At 42.5% G+C, this 17,725-nt stretch carries 15 protein-coding genes; 5 read left to right on the top strand and 10 right to left on the bottom strand.

Features of this window, described 5'->3' with window-relative positions; all coding sequences use genetic code 11:
- Positions 1–11 precede the first annotated feature (11 nt).
- Positions 12–935 (top strand): fatty acid biosynthesis protein FabY, encoded by a 924-nt coding sequence (gene fabY, locus ACWPW6_RS01325; RefSeq protein WP_154622471.1) that lies wholly within the window; start codon positions 12–14, stop codon positions 933–935.
- Positions 936–997: 62 nt separating this feature from the next.
- Here the strand turns inward: fabY and ACWPW6_RS01330 are convergent, their stop codons facing one another.
- The gene (locus tag ACWPW6_RS01330) at positions 998–2,797 is read right to left on the bottom strand and encodes an AsmA family protein (RefSeq protein WP_249999677.1); all 1,800 of its coding nucleotides are present in this window, start codon (positions 2,795–2,797) and stop codon (positions 998–1,000) included.
- A gap of 116 nt (positions 2,798–2,913) precedes the next feature.
- On the bottom strand, positions 2,914–4,296 hold the full coding sequence (locus tag ACWPW6_RS01335) for a uracil-xanthine permease family protein (RefSeq protein ID WP_163860537.1): 1,383 nt from the start codon (positions 4,294–4,296) through the stop codon (positions 2,914–2,916).
- 235 nt (positions 4,297–4,531) lie between these two features.
- Here ACWPW6_RS01335 and gltS point away from each other — a divergent pair, with 235 nt between their 5' ends.
- Positions 4,532–5,746, top strand: coding sequence for a sodium/glutamate symporter (gene gltS / locus ACWPW6_RS01340; RefSeq protein WP_154622474.1), 1,215 nt, complete (start codon positions 4,532–4,534; stop codon positions 5,744–5,746).
- A gap of 91 nt (positions 5,747–5,837) precedes the next feature.
- Here gltS and ACWPW6_RS01345 read toward each other — a convergent pair whose 3' ends face one another.
- From ACWPW6_RS01345 to gmk, 6 genes are all read right to left on the bottom strand, one after another.
- On the bottom strand, positions 5,838–6,386 hold the full coding sequence (locus ACWPW6_RS01345) for an NADPH-dependent FMN reductase (protein WP_154622475.1): 549 nt from the start codon (positions 6,384–6,386) through the stop codon (positions 5,838–5,840).
- Between the two features lie 75 nt (positions 6,387–6,461).
- On the bottom strand, positions 6,462–8,543 hold the full coding sequence (recG, locus tag ACWPW6_RS01350; RefSeq protein ID WP_154622476.1) for an ATP-dependent DNA helicase RecG: 2,082 nt from the start codon (positions 8,541–8,543) through the stop codon (positions 6,462–6,464).
- A gap of 10 nt (positions 8,544–8,553) precedes the next feature.
- Positions 8,554–9,267, bottom strand: coding sequence for a tRNA (guanosine(18)-2'-O)-methyltransferase TrmH (gene trmH, locus ACWPW6_RS01355; RefSeq protein ID WP_154622477.1), 714 nt, complete (start codon positions 9,265–9,267; stop codon positions 8,554–8,556).
- Between the two features lie 2 nt (positions 9,268–9,269).
- Positions 9,270–11,393 carry a bifunctional GTP diphosphokinase/guanosine-3',5'-bis pyrophosphate 3'-pyrophosphohydrolase gene (spoT, locus tag ACWPW6_RS01360; RefSeq protein ID WP_154622478.1) on the bottom strand — a complete coding sequence of 708 codons (2,124 nt, stop codon included), beginning with the start codon at positions 11,391–11,393 and terminating at the stop codon, positions 9,270–9,272.
- Between the two features lie 19 nt (positions 11,394–11,412).
- Positions 11,413–11,688, bottom strand: coding sequence for a DNA-directed RNA polymerase subunit omega (gene rpoZ, locus ACWPW6_RS01365; RefSeq protein WP_004262665.1), 276 nt, complete (start codon positions 11,686–11,688; stop codon positions 11,413–11,415).
- A gap of 57 nt (positions 11,689–11,745) precedes the next feature.
- The gene (gene gmk / locus ACWPW6_RS01370; protein WP_154622479.1) at positions 11,746–12,369 is read right to left on the bottom strand and encodes a guanylate kinase; all 624 of its coding nucleotides are present in this window, start codon (positions 12,367–12,369) and stop codon (positions 11,746–11,748) included.
- A gap of 407 nt (positions 12,370–12,776) precedes the next feature.
- On the opposite strand from gmk, the gene ACWPW6_RS01375 reads away from it, so the two are divergent.
- On the top strand, positions 12,777–12,962 hold the full coding sequence (locus tag ACWPW6_RS01375) for a hypothetical protein (protein ID WP_154622480.1): 186 nt from the start codon (positions 12,777–12,779) through the stop codon (positions 12,960–12,962).
- Between the two features lie 75 nt (positions 12,963–13,037).
- On the opposite strand, the gene ACWPW6_RS01380 is transcribed toward ACWPW6_RS01375, so the two are convergent.
- Complete coding sequence (locus ACWPW6_RS01380) at positions 13,038–13,652, bottom strand: trimeric intracellular cation channel family protein (RefSeq protein ID WP_154622481.1); 615 nt, start codon at positions 13,650–13,652, stop codon at positions 13,038–13,040.
- 126 nt (positions 13,653–13,778) lie between these two features.
- On the opposite strand from ACWPW6_RS01380, the gene ACWPW6_RS01385 reads away from it, so the two are divergent.
- Positions 13,779–15,107, top strand: coding sequence for a DUF3748 domain-containing protein (locus tag ACWPW6_RS01385; RefSeq protein WP_208852755.1), 1,329 nt, complete (start codon positions 13,779–13,781; stop codon positions 15,105–15,107).
- A gap of 238 nt (positions 15,108–15,345) precedes the next feature.
- On the opposite strand, the gene ACWPW6_RS01390 is transcribed toward ACWPW6_RS01385, so the two are convergent.
- Positions 15,346–15,696: a YceK/YidQ family lipoprotein gene (locus tag ACWPW6_RS01390; RefSeq protein ID WP_154622813.1), complete on the bottom strand. Its 351-nt coding sequence runs from the start codon at positions 15,694–15,696 to the stop codon at positions 15,346–15,348.
- Between the two features lie 356 nt (positions 15,697–16,052).
- Between ACWPW6_RS01390 and ACWPW6_RS01395 the strand changes: the two genes are divergently transcribed.
- Positions 16,053–17,711, top strand: coding sequence for a putative transporter (locus ACWPW6_RS01395; protein ID WP_163860540.1), 1,659 nt, complete (start codon positions 16,053–16,055; stop codon positions 17,709–17,711).
- Positions 17,712–17,725: the final 14 nt, after the last annotated feature.

Here is a 17,725-nt window from a genome sequence, read left to right on the forward strand (position 1 = left end):
AGGGGGAGACTATGTACCATCTGCGTGCACCGAAAGATGAAGCGGAATTTGATGCTTATTACCAGTTCCGCTGGGAGATGTTACGTAAACCCTTTAATCAACCATTTGGTTCTGAAAAAGATGGTTATGATCTTACCGCTTACCATCAAATGGTTGTTGATGATAAAAATCGTATCTTAGCTATTGGTCGGCTTTATATTAATGCCGATAACGAAGGCGCGATTCGTTTTTTAGCGGTGAATCCAGCAATGCAAGGAAAAGGGCTGGGTAAACTCATTTTGATGGCGTTAGAATCAATTGCGCGGCAAGAAAGTGTCAAACGTATTGTGTCGAGCGTCCGAGAAGAAGCCGTTCCCTTTTTTCGTAAGATAGGCTTTGAAAGCCGAGGTCTGATTGCCGGTGAGCTCAAAACACCTGTTCGTCACTATTTAATGATCAAACCGATCGAGACACTTGACCAGATCCTTCATCGCCCTGATTGGTGTGGAGAGTTACAACAAGCTTGGTATAAATATATCCCATTAAGTGAAAAAATGGGGGTTCGAATTGAACAATATACAGGGCAAAAGTTTATTACCACTATGCCAGAAGCTGGCAACCAAAACCCTCACGAAACGATTTTTGCAGGAAGCCAATTTTCGTTAGCCACCCTGACAGGTTGGGGATTGATTTGGTTATTAATGCAAGAGCATCAACTCGGTGGTGATATTGTATTAGTGGATGCCAATATTCGTTATAGCAAGCCAGTGAGTGGTAGACCCACCGCTATTGCGGATATGTCGCAAATGAGTGGTGACCTTGACCGTCTTGCGAGAGGGAGTAAAGCAAGGGTAAAACTTGAAGTGACAGTGAGTGGAACTAACGGCGAGGCGGGGGCCGTTTTTAGCGGTGTGTATATGGTGTTACCTGTTGAGAAAACAGTAAAGTCACTGTAATGCCTTTCGTATATACTGATTTTAAAGGCAGGCCAAGCGTGATCGCTGGCCTGCCTTGTTATTTATTGAGTAATCAGCGCGGGAATTTGCTCATTTGTTGGCAAAATATTCGTGGGAATAGCGTCGGGAGCCGTAGCAGGAGCGGGCTGAGGCTCCATCGGTGAGGCCTCATTTTCAACTGATGAGGTGACGACGCCTTTCACAACGGTTCGATACATCTGTTTCCCTTGTAATGGTATTGCCACTAATTCACCATTTAAGCTGCTAGCTAATGATGGTGCTAACAAGTCACCTTGCAATGAGGCATCAAAATCACCCACGATTTGAGATGGGAAGCCTTGCCAACCCCATTGATTTAAAGCGGAAAGCTCAATATTAGTCCCTGAGGCTCGGAGTAAAAAGGGGATTTTTTTAGGGGATTGCTTGACTAATAACCCTAACTTCACCAGCCCTTTGTCTGTGCTTGTAGTGAATGAAGCCGCAGCAGAACTTTGACCACTTTGGCGTAAGTCCATATAAGGCCGACGTATCATGACTTGATTGATGGTTCCACTATCGGCATTAAAGGTGGCCTTGCCACTCCAAATCCCCCATTGTTTTTGTTTAATAAGGCTGACGTCTTCTATTTTGCCGCTCAGTGCAGTGAATTCGAATGGGAAACTAGGGGCAATATTCATCAATAAAGACTGCGATAAGGTAAATTGTTTGATCGTTAAGCCGGATAACCAATCAGGTGAGGGTTGGCTGAAGAAGTGTAGCCAATTTTCAGGCAAGGTATATAAAATACCGGCTAATTTGCCGTCATTGAGTGTCAGCGTTTTATTATTACGTTGCCATACACCATTAAGGCTAAATACCCCTTTGTAATAATAACCTGAAAGTTTCTCGATATTGAGGTTATCGCCTTGAAGGTTGAGATTGCCAATCAGCGTATCAAGTTGTTGATCATTAATAACGAGTTGATTAATGCTGAAATTAATATGACTTTCTGGGCTACTCCAACTACTTCTGACCCAGTCAAGGTGGTCGATTTCAGTATTGAGCCCTGAAATTGCCCAATCTTTTCCTTGGATATCCACATTAGTGAGAGCGACATTTTTCAAGGACACTGTACGGTGACTATTGAGAGCCTGATTTAATGAAGCAAAGGGAATATTATTTTGCCAACCAACTTTGTCCATGACTAAAGAATCAACTGTGATGGTGCTGTCCGTTAACACCTTTCCTGAGCCTTTAATATAACCATTATTGAGGTAGCCACTGGCTTGAGTAAATTCAGTAAGATTTTTTTCGAGCTTACCGGTGACTGCAACCGTTTTTAATGGTAACTCATTAATATTCAATTCTTTTGTGGTAAATCGAAAGTCTCCGTAGCCGAAAGGATGGTTAGTCGTGGGGTGCCATGGTGTAATGCCACCCGTAAAGCCAAATACGTTGAACTTATTATTTGCTTGATTTAGTTGAATACGGCTATTTTCAAATTGCAGGATATTGGCATTTAAAGGTATTGGCGTGGCAGTCTCTACAGATGAGATATCTAAATTCCCTTCGGTGATGACTAATCGACGAATGGCGGTGCCACTCAATAAATTACGCCAGTTTATATCAACAATCATTTGCTTAGCATCCAAAGTCATATCTTTATGACGTGACACAATGTTGACGTCTTGAAAGATAAATTCTCCAGCATTGGCAAACTCATGCCCCATGATACCCACTTTAATATCATAATCAGTGAATTTACTTAACAACTGACTGGCATAGGATGCACCCCAGCGTGTTTGCAGCCCAGCGTAAGTAAATATAACCACTAATAACAACAGTAGTAAAAGGGTCGTGATGAGCTTAGTTAACCACCTCATGGTTTATCTGCCTCTCCATATATTGGATTGTTTGGATGAAAGCGCTGCCGGGTAAATGACTAAGATAGAATACAGAATAACCGCCAGTGTATTCAACTCTGGCGGTAAATGATAGGTTACTTTTCGTGAGGGAAAATTAAATTCAGAATAATTGCAGTTAAACCGCCTGCCGCGATACCGGATGAAAATAAAGTTTTCAGCCAGTCCGGCGCAAACTGTAAAATCAACGGCTGCTGCGAAACCCCCATTCCGACGGCAAGGGATAATGCAATAATCATGATCGCTCGACGATTAAGTGGTTCACGGGAGACAATACGTACGCCAGATGCCGCGATGGTTCCGAACATCACAATTGTTGCTCCGCCAAGTACAGGCTCAGGGATCTGTTGTACAAAACCGGCAACAGCTGGGAATAACCCTAATAAAACAAGCATTAACGCTACGATATAGCCGACATAACGGCTGGCGACGCCAGTAAGCTGTATCACCCCATTATTTTGACCAAAACAGGAGTTAGGGAAAGTATTGAAGACGGCAGATACCATCGAGTTCAAACCATTCGCTAAGACGCCACCCTTAATTCGCTTCATATAGATTGGACCACGTACCGGTTGTTCTGAAACATCGGATGTTGCCGTAATATCACCAATCGTCTCTAAAGAGGTCACCATAAATATTAGCATCAGCGGAATTAACAGATTCCAATCAAACGACAACCCATAATAAAACGGCTCAGGTATCGTTATCATGGATTGTTCCGCGTTTGTCTCTTGAGCTGTGGGTAACATATCTAACCACCAAGCAGCAATATAACCAATTGCCATGGCGATAACTAAAGAGGCAACACGCAAGTAAGGATTTTTTTGGCGGTTAAGTAAAATGATAACAGCCAACACAATACCCGCTAGCAATAAATAATCAGGGGAACCGAAAGTATTATCAGAAATTGCGGTATGACCACCACCAATAGACGTTAATCCGACTTGAATGAGTGATAAACCAATTATCATGACAACAACACCCGAAACGAGAGGAGTAATTACCCGTCGTGCTAAATGTAGGAAGCGAGAGAGTACCACCTCAGTGAGCGCTGCAACCAGTAGTGTGCCAAAAAGTGCTGCCATCATCGAAGGAATATCAGCACCACCTTGTTTAAGTGCAACCCCTCCCATAATCAAAGGTGCAACAAAGTTAAAGCTTGTACCTTGTATTGAGAGTAACCCCGACCCCACAGGACCCCATGCTCGGATCTGTATTAAAGAGGCAATACCAGAAGCAAATAGAGACATGCTAATAATACGCTGAGTGTCATGCGCTGGAAGCCCCAATGATTGGCAAATGAGCATTGCCGGGGTGATCACTGCAACAAACATCGCTAAAAGATGCTGTCCAGCTGCAAATAATGCTTGGGGGAGAGGAGGTCGGTCTTCTAATCGGTAAATGAGTTCACTTTTAGGTGCGACGTCAACAGCCTGTTTTTGAGATACTTCGGTGGTCATTTTGGTCTTTCTCTGCCAACAAAAAAAGCATTGTAAAGCGACTAATTTAAAAAGCAATCGTTTGCGCGAAAAATATTTCTTCATTGTTAGATAAGGAATGTCACATTTTTATATGTTTTAACTTGTGTTTATCGCCAATTTTTTTTCTAATTCAGTTACCTGCTTTTGGCGTTTTAAGGAAGAAATTAACGTCTTACTAGTTTTAAATAATATTAACAACAGACGAGGTACATAAATGTATCATCTCGATGTCTACGGTACGCTTGTGGCAGCTACCCTTGTGCTATTGCTCGGACGTAAACTTGTAAAAACAGTTCCTTTCCTAGAGAAATATACTATCCCTGAGCCTGTTGCAGGCGGGTTGCTGGTCGCTTTTAGCTTATTAGTGATCAAGCAAGTATTCGATTGGAGCTTATCTTTCGATTTATCATTACAAGAACCGATGATGTTAGCCTTCTTCGCGACAATCGGTTTAAACGCAAACTTAGCCAGCTTGAAGGCTGGTGGTAAGGCACTCTTTATTTTCATCTTTGTGGTTGTAGGCTTACTGCTAGTACAAAATACGGTTGGTATTGCCTTAGCGGAATTACTTGGTCTTGATCCTCTTATGGGGCTGCTTGCTGGTTCGATTACCTTATCAGGTGGTCACGGTACCGGAGCTGCATGGGGTAAGATCTTCACTGAAAATTACGGTTTCCAAAGTGCAACTGAAGTTGCGATGGCATGTGCAACATTTGGTTTGGTACTCGGTGGATTAATCGGCGGTCCAGTTGCACGTTTCCTGATCCGCAATATTCCTACGCCAGGTACTGGGGATGATGATAAAGATGTCCCTACTGCTTTTGAAAAACCGCAATCAGGCCGTATGATTACTTCGATGGTACTGATCGAAACGATTGCTATGATCGCGATCTGTTTAATGGCAGGTAGCTATATTGCAGAGTTATTAGCGGGCACAGCGTTTGCTCTACCTAAATTCGTTTGTGTGCTATTTGTGGGCGTTATTTTAAGCAACAGCTTATCTATTGCGGGTTTTTATCGTGTATTCGACCGTGCGGTTTCTGTTGTCGGTAACGTGAGCCTTTCCCTATTCCTTGCGATGGCACTGATGAGCCTGAAACTTTGGGAACTGGCATCTCTAGCAATCCCAATGTTAGTGATCTTGGCTGTTCAAGCTTGTGTGATGGCAGGCTATGCCATTTTCGTGACCTTCCGTGTGATGGGTAAGAACTATGACGCAGCGATATTGGCGGCAGGTCACTGTGGTTTTGGTCTAGGTGCAACACCGACAGCAATCGCTAACATGCAGGCAGTAACGGATAGATTTGGTCCATCTCATCTTGCATTCTTAGTTGTTCCAATGGTTGGTGCATTCTTTATTGATATCGTCAATGCGATTGTGATCAAACTGTATTTAATGTTACCGGTATTTCCTTCAATAACGGGATAACAGATAAAAATAGATAAAGGTAAATAGCAGGTATTGCCGTGAATTTATTCACGGCAATTTTCGTTTATAGGGCACATAATAAATAATGAAATTAGCGCGATGTGTGTAACAGGCTCATCTGATGTAGCGCTGAAACAAGCTCATTTTCATAATGGTCAAGTGTTTCAGGGTAAGAGGTATCACTGTTGGAAGGTGAGAAATTAACCTCAGATAGCTTAATTTCTAAATGAGATTCTGTGGTACGCATATGAATACCTTGCAAAACTTGTTGCAACTGCTCCGCAGCTCTTCCACCACCTCGATTGGCATAACTGACCATTAAGGCAGGTTTGTTGTTCCACTCTTTATACAAATGGTCTATCGCATTTTTTAGTGCGGCTGGATAGCCCCAGTTATATTGTGGAAAAACGAAAATATAAGCATCGGCTTCAGCGATTTTTTTGCTCCAAGCAATGGTATGTGCTTGGGTATATATTCCTTCGGCGGGGAGATAGGGCTCATCATCCATTGGTAAATGCCAATCTCTGAGATCAAGGATTTCAGTTGGATAATTTTTCGCAGCGACATCCTTGACCCAGTGTGCTATCTGAGGTCCTATTCGTGCTTGTCGAACACTACCAATTAAGATTTGTATCTTCATGTTCCACTATCCCTTGTTGTTATGGCTTTTAATTTTTACAAAACGTATTAAGGTCTTTATAGTGCTACGATTGCATTAAGCTTGGCTGTATTGCTCGCGTTCAGGTAGCCACCTTTCAATAATCAATTTGGCATTTTCAGGATAGTTCTGCTGAATATGGCGCGCGATACGTTGTACTTCAGGCAACATATGCTGATCTCGCAGTAAATCAGCGACTTTAAATTCAGCATTGCCGGTTTGGCGTGTTCCTAATAATTCCCCCGGCCCCCTGATTTCCAGATCTTTTTGAGCAATGACGAAACCATCGTTACTGTCACGTAATACTTGTAAACGTTGTTTGGCGACATGGGTTAACGGTGTTTTATAAAGCAGTACACAGTGAGAGGCGATAGCACCTCGACCTACTCGGCCTCGTAATTGGTGCAATTGAGCTAGCCCTAGTCGTTCTGGATTATCAATAATCATTAAACTTGCATTAGGAACATCAACACCCACTTCGATAACGGTAGTTGCAACCAGTAGCTGAATCTCATTATTTTTAAATGCCGTCATCACACTCTGTTTTTCGGCGGGTTTCATTCTTCCATGCACGAGACCTACTTTTAATTCGGGCAATGCTAATGATAACTCTTCGCTCGTCGCTTGTGCTGCTTGCGCTTCTAAAACATCAGAATCATCAATTAAAGTGCAGACCCAATAGGCTTGGCGGCCTTCATCAATACAGGCTTGCCTGACACGTTCAATAATATCTTTACGCCGAGTATCGGGAATGGCCACTGTCGTAACAGGTGTTCGCCCAGGAGGCAGCTCATCAATGATAGAGGTATCCATATCAGCATAAGCGGTCATTGCCAAAGTTCTGGGGATCGGTGTGGCGGTCATAATTAATTGGTGGGGGTGAAACCCTTGTTGTTCACCTTTTTCACGTAAAGCGAGGCGTTGATGCACACCAAACCGATGTTGCTCATCAATGATAACCAAACCAAGAGTTTTAAAGGAGACATGCTCTTGAAATAGGGCGTGAGTCCCAATGACCATGCTCACCTCACCATTTGCAATGGCATCTTGCTGCTGCTGGCGCGCTTTACCTTTTTGCTTGCCAGCAAGCCAACCCACATTGATCCCGAGAGGTTCAAACCATAATTTAAAATTATTAGCATGTTGCTCAGCCAAAATCTCGGTTGGTGCCATCAAAGCCACTTGTTGACCATTTTCAATCGCAGATAAAGCCGCTAATGCGGCAACGAGTGTTTTTCCTGAGCCAACATCCCCTTGAATTAAACGCATCATCGGTGCATCTTTGACAAGGTCTTGTTCTATCTCGGCAACCACACGATTTTGAGCGTTAGTTGGGGAAAAAGGTAACTGGGCTAAAAATTGTTTTTTGAGTTTGCCGTCCAGTGTCATAGGCTGAGCATAAAGGCGTTGATTGCCTGCACGGATCGCCAACATACTTAAATGATGTGCTAAAAGCTCTTCGAGTATTAAACGTTTTTGAGCGGGATGCTGACCTTTTTCTAGCTCACTTAAGGCAACGTTAGGTGGTGGAGTATGTAATAAGCGAATTGCCTCAGGAAGGCTGATTAAACCACGGCTAAGTTCTTCAGGTAATAGTTCTTTGATCTGCCCGTTATCTAATAGCGCTAACGCTTGCTCAATTAATTTCCTCAGTGTTGCCTGCCTTACCCCTTCTGTTGTGGGATAAACGGGGGTGAGGTTCTCTTGGAGAGAAATATTGGTCGTATCTTGAGAGACTTTATATTCAGGGTGAATGATTTCTGGACCAGTATTGCCACGACGCACCTCGCCATAAGCAATAACATGGCGACCTTCTGCAAGGCTATTTTTCATTGCCGCCGAAAAATTGAAAAATCGTAGAGTTAAGTTGCCTGTTCCGTCGGTGATAAGACTAGTCATCATGCGCTTACGGCCAAAGACGACCTTAGTTTGTAATACTTCCCCTAAAATAGTTGCGGTTGTACCTGGCAATAGGTCACGAATTTGGTAAAGACGAGTGTGATCTTCATAACGAAGAGGGAGGTGTAATAATAAATCTTGAACAGTATTTAGCCCTATCTTACTTAGTTTTTCAGATTGGCTAGCCCCAACGCCATGTAGCGTGGTCAATGAAATCGTATCAAGTAGGCCACTGTTCATTGTTTCTCCCTTAACCTAGCTGCTGTTTTTTCATTTTTTCACTTAGCTGCATTTGTGCCCACCAAGACGCATCGGCTTCTATCTCTCCTCGTTCATTGATATAAGGCCGTGGTAAGCCTTTACGCTTGGCAACCTCTGCAAGAACGGGATAGCCGCCATCAAATAGCCACTCTTGCTGCTCTTGCTCTGAAAGTTGGCTTATTTCGCGGGAATACATACCAGCAAGTTGCCTTTGGCGCTGTGCTTCATAGAGAATCAGTGCCGAGGCGACAGAGACATTCAGGGATTGAACCATACCAACCATTGGAATAATAATGTGTTGATCGGCTAATTTCAGTGCTGTTGAAGAGATCCCTTTTTTTTCTTGCCCCATCATAATACAGGTCGGGCGAGTATAATCAATTTCACGGAAATCGACGGCTTGTTCAGATAAGTTCGTTACAAGAACTTGCATGTTCTGTGATTTTATCTGTGAAATAGCCTCTTCAGTGGATTGATGTGAAATGACTTTGACCCAGCTATTGCTTCCTGCGGCAGAAGAAACGGAAAGTTTAACTTTTTGGTCTGGCCAAATAGCATGAATTTGATGGATGCCAACGGCATCTGCGCTGCGTACGATGGCAGATACGTTATGGGGTTTATGAATTTCTTCGAGGCAAATGGTGAGGTCTGGCTGCCGCATCGCCATCATTTGGCAAATGCGGCGATAGCGGCGTTCATTCATAGTTAATTACGGTTCCGGCTAACTCGTAATACATCAGGCATGATCCGAATTTTGCGCATAACATTTGCTAACTGAACCCGGTTTTTGGTTGTTAGGCGGATAAAGGCACAATAAACACGGCCATCTTTTTCTTCGGTATTCATGCTCTGAATGCTTGAGTTAGCATCATTGATAGCAGCTGTTAAATTAGCAAGCGCCCCTTGATGGTTAATCATATCGACTTTGATTTCGGCGATGAAATCAGTATCGGTATCATTATCCCATTCTACAGCCATAAATTTATCGGGCTCTTTCTGGTAGCCACGAATGTTTCGACAAGATTCGTGGTGTATCACGAGTCCTTTACCTGGACTGATATGAGCGATAATAGGGTCGCCAGGGATAGGGCGACAGCATTTCGCAAAGGTGATGAGAACACCATCTGCCCCTTTTATGGACAGCTTATTGCGTGTTGTGATGACGGGCTCATCCTCTTCCTCTGGGGAAACTTGTGGATTGCTTTGTAAATTACGCGCAACCACAACACTCATTGCATTTCCTAAACCTATTTCGGCCAGTAAGTCGTCGATAGAGTTGAGCTTCATGCGGGCTAATTCAAGATCAATATTGGCTTGGGGGACATCCGTTAATTTATGACCTGCGCCAAGAGCGTGGTTTAATAAGCGGCGACCTAAGTTGATTGAATCTTCACGCTTGAGATTTTTCAGTAACTGACGGATTTTAGCGCGTGCTTTTGAACTGACGACAAAATTGAGCCAAGCGGCATTTGGTCTAGCGCCTGGCGCGGTAATAATTTCGACAGTTTGCCCACTGGTGAGGGCTTGAGATAATGGATAAGGCTGACGATCAACCCTAGCTCCAACGCAAGCATGGCCAATATCCGTATGCACGGCATAGGCGAAATCGACAGGTGTCGCGCCCGTTGGCAGTTCAACAATGCGGCCTTCTGGTGTAAAGACATAAATCTCATCGGGGAATAGATCAGATTTAACGCTCTCGATAAATTCAAAAGAGCTACCTGCACTTTGCTGTAGCTCAAGTAAACTTTGCATCCAACGTTGAGCACGTACTTGAGCGGTTGTGCCTTGCTCGCCTTGTTCTTTATAAGCCCAATGTGCAGCAACCCCCATTTCAGCCATTTGATCCATATCTTCTGTACGGATTTGTACTTCGACAGGAACACCGTGTGGGCCAATTAATGAGGTGTGTAGCGATTGATAGCCGTTAGCTTTTGGGATAGCGATATAATCTTTGATACGGCCTGGGCGCGGCTTGTACAAATTATGCATTTGTCCCAATACGCGATAGCAGGTATCGACATCTTTGACTATCACCCTAAAAGCATAAATATCCATAATTGAATGGAAGCGCTGCTCTTTAAGGTGCATTTTGCGATAGATAGAATAAAGATGTTTTTCGCGGCCACTGACTCGGCAAGGTATATCCGCTTCGGTTAGGCGACCATCGATTTCAGAGAGGATTTTTTGGATCATCTCTTTACGGTTGCCGCGAGCTGCTTTAACGACTTCTTTGATAACGCGATAACGGTTTGGATATAAGGCTTCAAACCCAAGCTCTTCTAGCTCAGTTTTGATGTGATGAATACCTAATCTATGAGCAAGAGGGCTATAGATTTCCAATGTTTCTCTTGCAATACGTCGACGCTTATCAGGCCTTAATGAGCCTAGCGTGCGCATATTATGAGTGCGGTCTGCCAGTTTTATCAAAATGACGCGAATGTCTTTGACCATCGCCATGATCATTTTGCGAAAGTTTTCTGCTTGAGCTTCTTTTTTGTCTCGAAAGTTTAGTTTATCGAGTTTAGATACACCTTCAACGAGACCCGCAACAGTTGTGCCAAATAGCTCTTCTATATCCTGAAATGTCGCTGGAGTATCTTCAATGACATCATGAAGTAGCGCTGCCATCAATGTTTCATGATCCAAGCGCATTTGAGCCAGAATACAGGCCACAGCAACTGGGTGAGTTATATATGGCTCACCACTTGAGCGGGTTTGTCCTTCGTGGGCATCCCGGGCGACAACATAGGCTTTTTTCAGTAATTCAACCTGTTCCGGAGGAAGGTACTTCTGAATTACTTGATTTAGGCTCTCAAACAGATACAAGGCAGACCCACCTTAGTGATTAGCGACGACCTTCAGCTATAGCAGAAACTGCTTGCATTTCAGCCGCTTCTTGTTCCTGCTGCTCTTGACGCTCACGTACATCCAGTATGTGACCGTTGATTAAACCTTCTTCTACTTCACGGAGTGCGATAACAGTATATTTATCGTTTTCTTCAGGAACTAGAGGGTCTTTACCGCCAGTTTGTAACTGACGCGCTCTGCGAGCCGCGACCAGTACGAGGTCAAAGCGGTTACCAATTTTTTCTACTGCGTCTTGAACAGTTACGCGTGCCATAAATGTGCTACTCCAAAAGAAATAAAAAAATGACCTGATATGATACTGAAACTATTCTCAGTCTGCCAGTAATTTGCTGATTAAAGCACCATGTCGTTGAATTTGACGCTCTAATCTTAGACGTTCGCTACGAATAATAGATTGCAAATCACTTAATGCAGTATTGAAATCATCATTTACAATGAGATAGTCATACTCATTGTAATGTTCAATCTCACCAACCGCTTGTGACATACGTTTTTCAATGACCTCATCGCTATCTTGGCCTCGGCCACGTAAGCGGCGATAAAGTTCATCTTTTGATGGTGGTAGTATAAAAATACTACGGGCTTCAGGCATTGTAGCGCGAATTTGTTGAGCACCTTGCCAGTCAATATCGAGAAAAACGTCTACACCACTTTTGAGCACTTCTTCAATAACAGGTCGAGAAGTCCCATAGTAATTGCCAAATACACAAGCATGTTCTAAGAATTCATTATTTTCGACCATCGTCAAAAATTCAGTTTCAGAGACAAAGAAATAGTGCTCACCATGAACTTCACCAGGTCGTGCAGCTCGTGTTGTATGAGAGACAGAAACTTGCGTGTCATACAACGGTTGTGTTTTCAACAACGCCTGGATCAGGCTAGATTTACCCGCACCGCTTGGGGCAGAAACAATATATAACGTGCCTTGTATCATGATGGTTTCTTGAATAGTCGAGGATTAAACATAAATGATGATAATAAACCCCACATAGTATACACGGACTTAAGCGAACATGCAGCGTTATCAATAAAGCATAAATTATCTCGTCATTTATCGCTGCGACATGGCTGTAGTGATTTATTATATCGATAGCCAACGAGCTATCCCTTTAGCGACGTCTTCCTTTATTACCTTTCATATCATCTAGAGTATACAGCGCAATTTATTTAATAAATAGATGAATTGCGAAGCGATGCGATAAAATATTTCTCTATTTATACAAAGTGCATACTTTTTGCGAAATGTTTCGCAAAGCCAATGAAAATGTACGGTAAATTAAAGAATATCGCTTCAAGATGATAGCGTTCTGAGATAACCAAATAAGATGATAAGAATGGTTTATGTCATTTAGGCAAAAAGCGAATGGGCTTAGACTGACGCTGAGGTTAACGCTTTTTATATCATTAATGGTGCTTTCAGTTGTCGCTATTTATTGTCTCAGCAAGAAAGCCATTCTGAATGATTTCAATGTGCAACACTCAGCAAACGCGCAAGGTAAAATGAAATCAATGGCTATTGATACCTGAAATACGGAATGTACTTAATATCGTTAGCGATATAAAAAACATGCCACCCTTTTAATTATGTGATGGCATGAATCATTAATCTTGGCTTTCATAGTTAAAGATCGGTAAGCCTAAACGATAACGGATGGCGATAAGTCGGGCGCTTAGGCCTGCAATTAAGGTAATAATCACAACAATATCTTGTGGGAGCGGGGTGTATAAAAGCCCGATATACAACCATGCGGCAGCAAATGAGACGCCCGCATAGACTTCTTTTTGGAATACGAGAGGAATGGTATTACATAACATGTCGCGAAGAACGCCACCAAATACCCCCGTAATCACAGCCGCAATTGCAGCTATGACTGGGCTATAATTCATATCAAGAGCAATTTGGGCGCCAAGAATTGAAAAGACAATTAAGCCGATTGCATCTAGGATAAGGAACAAACGTCGTAAATGCTTCATCATTGGCGCTATCCAAATGGTGACAACAGCAGCGCCAGCAACAGTAAGAATATACTCGGGGTTTTGTACCCAGCCTAATGGGTAGTGGCCAAGTAGGACGTCACGAACCGAGCCCCCGCCAATCGCAGTTGCTGATGCAATAATAATGACGCCGAAGACGTCCATTTTACGCCGTCCCGCTGCAAGAGCGCCAGTCATGGCTTCCGCGGTGATACCAATAATATAAAGAACACTTAATAACATGATGATTCTATTCGACACTAAAGTTATTGCTAAAGGGTAATATTACTTGTAGAAATTCTCGACTGAGTTTTTCTAGTGCCTTACAAAATAGATTAGTTAAAGTAATCCGATAGCCCATATTAAAAGATGTCACAGGATAACAGATTGAACAGTAAATTGCCTTATAAAGAAACTCAAATAACAGATGATAAACGAAGTCATCAACTTACAAATATTAATGTTTGGACAGCGGATAGCCAATGGCTAGTTTATGATGTTCGGCCGAGTGCGAGTTCGTTTACTGGATTAACGATAGAAAAAATTCATGTTAATACGCAAAAACAAATAGAAATTTATCGTGCTCATCATGGTGCTCACGTTGGAGTGGTGACCGTCAGTGCTGAAAATCCACCTCGTTATGCCTTTATACATGGGCCGGAATTCCCTAATGAGCAGTGGAAATATGATTTTCACCATCGCAGAGGCGTATATGTTAGGGATGATCATTTAGGAACGGCATATTCTATCGATGCGATGTGTATCACTCCGCCATACATCGCTGGGGCATTAAGAGGAGGGACACACGTTCATGTCTTTAGCCCTGACAGTAAATGGTTAAGTTTTACATACAATGATCATGTGATGCATGAAGTTGATGTTCGATTAGACCAACGAAATGTAGCTATAGCTGTGCCGATAAAAAAAGTACTCGTTGAACCTAAAGGCCATGAGCGTGAGTATAATGGCGAATACTTTTGTTGTGTTATCTCCCAGACGGTACCTACGCCTCGCCTTGGAAGTGACGATATTAGTCGAGCTTATGAAGAGGGTTGGGTAGGGCAGAAAGGCTACTTAATGGAAAACGGACAATGGCAAAATAAGGCGATTACCTTTATTGGTGATACTCATGCTGCTAATGGCGAGATTATCCCAGAAATTTTCCTCGTTAATTTGCCTGACGACGAAAATGCGTTCACTCAACAAGGTGAATTTCCATTACAAGGTACTGAGTCACGAATGCCCTTCCCACCGAAAAACATTCAGCAAAAAAGGCTGACATATACTCATGAGCGCCGATATCCTGGGTTAGCTAAACATCCTAGACACTGGTTACGCTCATCACCCGACGGCCGCTCAATTGCTTGCCTGATGAAAGATGATGATGGCATTGTTCAGCTGTGGTTAGTGAATACCTGTACAGGGGCGCTAACACAAATTACGCATAGTAGAATGCCAATTCAATCCGCCTTTAGCTGGGATAGCCAAGGGCAGCATATTGCTTTTATTTGTGATAACAGCGTGATGCGTTGCAATATGACTTCAGGGGAATTACACAGATTAACGGTTCGTAGTGACGTTTCCCCCGTTGCTGATGCGGTTGTATTCTCACCGGATGATCGTCTGATTGCTTTTATGCGTGATGAAGCCGATGGCTTTAGACAGATTTATACGGTAGAAACGGGCTTGGGTGGTTGATATTGGCAAAAAGATGACGGCAATCTGTTTTTGAGATGAAGAGGTGATTTTGCCTCTTCATCATGTATTCATCTTTAATAAAGCTATTTTTGTTATTCGATATATCGACAATCGGTGTCAATAAGAATGGCCGATTTATTAAATCATTATTAAATAGTATTAATTAGATGATTTATTTAACTAATTATATAAATAAAGAGGTCATCACCAAAACAATAATACTCGTTATTTGAATACATTATTCTAGATTATTCTCTGAATGAATTTGATTATGGTTCAATGTCGTATTAGTTTGTTTGTCTAATGCTTCAATACGCTTTTTAGGTGAACTCTCTTCAGGGTTACTGTCTGATTTTACGTAATCAAGAGGGATTAATAGGGTGTCCATAATGGCGGTAAAAGGTAGGTCAATCGCCAGTAATGGGCGCATTACCCAGCCCGTGTTTTCATCTTTAAGCATTTCTAAACTGTTTTTAGAACCGGGGTAATAACCATCCGAAGGACCAGCATGAGTCATAATACTGGAACAACCAGTTAAGAAAAGAAGAGGAGTACAGATCAATATTCTCGTTAGTAATAACCCAGCCATATAATTTATTTAACCTACCCTTTAAATTTATTATTGTTTCCTGAGTCAATAATAGCTAAAAATGCAAAATTAACAATCAGAGCATAATACAAATCGTTATTTTTGTATTATAAGTGTAGATAAAGATTTAAACCAATATCCTCATTTGTAAGAAAAGTTAACAAATATAAGTCACTATTTCCTAACTAAGTGAATTGCTGATCAAAGGTGTCCTGAACAAAATGTAATTCCTTTTGAACTGTGGGCTAATGCACATATTACTTTGTTTTTATTTGACATAATCGATTCAGTTGTATGTTTTACCACCTTTCAAGTTACGTTTTGTAAGTGACGGTTCGTCAAAAGGATAGCGGTCTATGAGTGAATTAGCTCTTACTGTGAGTTTGTTGGCGTTAGCGGCTGCATTAGGTTTATGGATAGGTAATTGGAAAATCCGTAATGTTGGGCTTGGTATAGGAGGGGTATTATTTGGCGGTATTATTGTGGGTCATTTTGCGCAAAGCTATGATTTACAACTAAATGCCCACATGCTGCATTTCATCCAAGAATTTGGATTGATTCTATTCGTTTACACAATTGGGATTCAGGTTGGGCCTGGATTCTTCTCATCGCTACGCGTATCGGGATTAAAACTGAATGGTTTTGCCTTATTAATCGTTGTTCTGGGTGCTGTGGTGACGGCGATTATTTACCAATTAGCCGATATCCCTTTACCGATTATTTTAGGTATTTTTTCAGGAGCGGTAACGAACACGCCTTCATTAGGTGCGGGTCAGCAAATATTGACTGACTTAGGTTCAGATCCTGCTTTAGTCGGCCAAATGGGGATGGGATATGCGATGGCATACCCTATGGGGATCTGCGGTATTTTACTTGTGATGTGGTTGATACGTATCATTTTTAGGATTGCTGTTGATAAAGAAGCGTCTGCGTTTAGCAATCAAAATATGCATCAACGAGAAACGTTACAAACAATGAATATCGCTGTTCGCAACACCAACCTTGATGGTCTCATGATGCAAGATATCCCGCTATTGGGAAGTGAAGAGATTGTTTGTTCAAGGCTGAAAAGAGGTGAAATGCTGATGGTGCCTCAACCCACAACAGAAATTCAGTTAGGCGATTTACTGCATGTTGTTGGGCAGAAAGAAGATCTGAATAAAGTACGTTTAATCTTAGGGGAAGAAGTTGATGCTTCCTTATCGACATCAAGTTCCGTCTTGCACTCAGTGCGGGTGGTTGTAACAAATGATGCAGTACTCAGCAAACGCCTACGCGACCTTAATTTAAAACAGAAATATGATGTCGTGGTAACACGATTGAACCGCGCTGGTGTTGAGCTTGTGGCTAATAACAATACGATTCTCCAGTTTGGTGACATCCTCAATATAGTCGGGCGTCCTGAGTCTATCGAGGCGGTTAGTGCTCTACTCGGTAATGCAAAACATAAATTACAGCAAGTACAAATGCTGCCTGTATTCATCGGGATCGGCCTTGGTGTGGTCTTGGGGTCAATACCGCTCTTTATACCGGGGTTTCCCGCTGCATTAAAACTTGGTTTAGCAGGAGGCCCATTAGTTATCGCACTGATTTTAGGGCGTATTGGGACAATAGGGCGTTTATATTGGTTTATGCCTCCAAGTGCGAACCTTGCATTGCGTGAGCTTGGTATCGTGATGTTCCTTGCCGTTGTGGGGCTGAATTCCGGTGGTGGCTTTATTGACACTTTAGTTAAAGGTGACGGATTGACATGGATTGGCTATGGCTTGTTGATTACTTTCGTACCTTTATTTATTACCGGTCTTGTGGCTCGAATTTTTGGCAAAATGAACTATCTCAGTCTGTGTGGTGTGCTAGCGGGCTCAATGACGGATCCACCAGCGCTAGCATTTGCGAATAATATTCATCCAACAAGTGGAGCGCCCGCACTTTCTTATGCGACAGTTTATCCCTTAGCGATGTTTTTACGTATCATTTCCCCGCAATTACTGGCGATTTTATTTTGGGCGATGTGACATAACGAACTATT

The organism is Providencia sp. Marseille-Q8014 (assembly GCF_965112055.1).

Coding starts and splice junctions, on each gene's coding strand:
- gmk (WP_154622479.1), bottom strand. CDS start 12,369: ATGATACAAGGCACGTTATATATTGTTTCTGCCCCAAGCGGTGCGGGT.
- ACWPW6_RS01390 (WP_154622813.1), bottom strand. CDS start 15,696: ATGGCTGGGTTATTACTAACGAGAATATTGATCTGTACTCCTCTTCTT.
- recG (WP_154622476.1), bottom strand. CDS start 8,543: ATGAACAGTGGCCTACTTGATACGATTTCATTGACCACGCTACATGGC.
- gltS (WP_154622474.1), top strand. CDS start 4,532: ATGTATCATCTCGATGTCTACGGTACGCTTGTGGCAGCTACCCTTGTG.
- ACWPW6_RS01375 (WP_154622480.1), top strand. CDS start 12,777: ATGTCATTTAGGCAAAAAGCGAATGGGCTTAGACTGACGCTGAGGTTA.
- ACWPW6_RS01380 (WP_154622481.1), bottom strand. CDS start 13,652: ATGTTATTAAGTGTTCTTTATATTATTGGTATCACCGCGGAAGCCATG.
- ACWPW6_RS01335 (WP_163860537.1), bottom strand. CDS start 4,296: ATGACCACCGAAGTATCTCAAAAACAGGCTGTTGACGTCGCACCTAAA.
- ACWPW6_RS01385 (WP_208852755.1), top strand. CDS start 13,779: ATGTCACAGGATAACAGATTGAACAGTAAATTGCCTTATAAAGAAACT.
- ACWPW6_RS01330 (WP_249999677.1), bottom strand. CDS start 2,797: ATGAGGTGGTTAACTAAGCTCATCACGACCCTTTTACTACTGTTGTTA.
- rpoZ (WP_004262665.1), bottom strand. CDS start 11,688: ATGGCACGCGTAACTGTTCAAGACGCAGTAGAAAAAATTGGTAACCGC.
- ACWPW6_RS01395 (WP_163860540.1), top strand. CDS start 16,053: ATGAGTGAATTAGCTCTTACTGTGAGTTTGTTGGCGTTAGCGGCTGCA.
- ACWPW6_RS01345 (WP_154622475.1), bottom strand. CDS start 6,386: ATGAAGATACAAATCTTAATTGGTAGTGTTCGACAAGCACGAATAGGA.
- fabY (WP_154622471.1), top strand. CDS start 12: ATGTACCATCTGCGTGCACCGAAAGATGAAGCGGAATTTGATGCTTAT.
- trmH (WP_154622477.1), bottom strand. CDS start 9,267: ATGAATGAACGCCGCTATCGCCGCATTTGCCAAATGATGGCGATGCGG.